Source organism: Rossellomorea oryzaecorticis (genome assembly GCF_038405515.1).
In the GTDB taxonomy this organism is placed as follows: Bacteria; Bacillota; Bacilli; order Bacillales; family Bacillaceae_B; genus Rossellomorea; species Rossellomorea oryzaecorticis_A.
The window spans coordinates 1-1,317 of sequence record NZ_JBBYAF010000091.1 but is presented as its reverse complement, the minus strand read 5'-3'; the positions used below and the strand labels follow the sequence as shown (position 1 = coordinate 1,317).

10 tRNA genes are annotated in these 1,317 nt (G+C 47.2%); all 10 read left to right on the top strand.

What is annotated here, in order from left to right:
* Position 1: 1 nt before the first annotated feature.
* The 10 genes from AAEO50_RS21045 (at position 2) to AAEO50_RS21000 (ending at position 1,214) form a co-directional block, all read left to right on the top strand.
* Positions 2-92 (top strand) — tRNA-Ser (locus AAEO50_RS21045).
* An 11-nt stretch (positions 93-103) separates the two neighbouring features.
* A tRNA-Glu gene (locus AAEO50_RS21040) sits at positions 104-175 on the top strand.
* A gap of 137 nt (positions 176-312) precedes the next feature.
* Positions 313-389 (top strand) — tRNA-Asp (locus AAEO50_RS21035).
* Positions 390-465: 76 nt separating this feature from the next.
* A tRNA-Gln gene (locus tag AAEO50_RS21030) sits at positions 466-540 on the top strand.
* Positions 541-544: 4 nt separating this feature from the next.
* Positions 545-620: transfer RNA gene (locus AAEO50_RS21025), tRNA-Lys, on the top strand.
* Between the two features lie 35 nt (positions 621-655).
* Positions 656-737 (top strand) — tRNA-Leu (locus AAEO50_RS21020).
* A 72-nt stretch (positions 738-809) separates the two neighbouring features.
* A tRNA-Leu gene (locus AAEO50_RS21015) sits at positions 810-895 on the top strand.
* 16 nt (positions 896-911) lie between these two features.
* Positions 912-988 (top strand) — tRNA-Arg (locus tag AAEO50_RS21010).
* Positions 989-1,043: 55 nt separating this feature from the next.
* A tRNA-Pro gene (locus tag AAEO50_RS21005) sits at positions 1,044-1,120 on the top strand.
* Between the two features lie 20 nt (positions 1,121-1,140).
* Positions 1,141-1,214 (top strand) — tRNA-Gly (locus AAEO50_RS21000).
* Positions 1,215-1,317: the final 103 nt, after the last annotated feature.

The window sequence follows — 1,317 nt, the reverse complement described above, 5'->3', positions numbered from 1 at the left end:
TGGAGAAGTACTCAAGTGGCTGAAGAGGCGCCCCTGCTAAGGGTGTAGGTCGGGCAACTGGCGCGAGGGTTCAAATCCCTCCTTCTCCGCCATCACATATCCTGGCCCGTTGGTCAAGCGGTTAAGACACCGCCCTTTCACGGCGGTAACACGGGTTCGAATCCCGTACGGGTCATTTTTTTATTTTTATTTTTATTTCAAAATTGAATGTGAGATAACGTGCTATTCATGATCGTTAATGATTACGTTTGTGGTGTAGTTGTTTCGCAGAAGTAATTTTAATGACATTATTTCGCTAAAGCGAAAAACTCTGGTCCGGTAGTTCAGTTGGTTAGAATGCCTGCCTGTCACGCAGGAGGTCGCGGGTTCGAGTCCCGTCCGGACCGCCAGTTTTTTTTAAAAAAAGTGGTTGACGAACAAGAGGTGGACGTGTTATCATATAAACCTCGTCACTTTTTGAGGCATTGGGCTATAGCCAAGCGGTAAGGCATCGCACTTTGACTGCGACATGCGTTGGTTCGAATCCAGCTAGCCCAGCCATTTTGAGCCATTAGCTCAGTTGGTAGAGCATCTGACTTTTAATCAGAGGGTCGAAGGTTCGAGTCCTTCATGGCTCACCAAAGATTTTGCGGCAGCAAATATCTTTCATCTTCATGCGGGTGTGGCGGAATTGGCAGACGCACCAGACTTAGGATCTGGCGCCGCAAGGCGTGGGGGTTCAAGTCCCTTCACCCGCACTTTTAATCTTTTTTAAAAAACTATTGACATAACATCGAATCCTAGTTACAATAGTGTTTGTCGCTTTAAACGCGGTCGTGGCGGAATGGCAGACGCGCTAGGTTGAGGGCCTAGTGGGGGCGACCCCGTGGAGGTTCAAGTCCTCTCGGCCGCACCAAAAGTTTCAACATACTGCGCCCGTAGCTCAATTGGATAGAGCGTTTGACTACGGATCAAAAGGTTAGGGGTTCGACTCCTCTCGGGCGCGCCACTAATTCTTCTACAAGCGAGTATGAAAGAATGAAATGAAATAAATACTTCTGGAACGGGAAGTAGCTCAGCTTGGTAGAGCACTTGGTTTGGGACCAAGGGGTCGCAGGTTCGAATCCTGTCTTCCCGACCATCACAATACATATTTTATATGCGGGTGTAGTTTAATGGTAAAACCTCAGCCTTCCAAGCTGATGTCGTGGGTTCGATTCCCATCACCCGCTCCAATTTAAACCATTGAACCTTGAAAACTGAACAAAACAAGACAATACGTCAACGTTAATTCTAGATTTACCGCAACGAGTAATCGTTGCAAAAAGAGCTATTCAA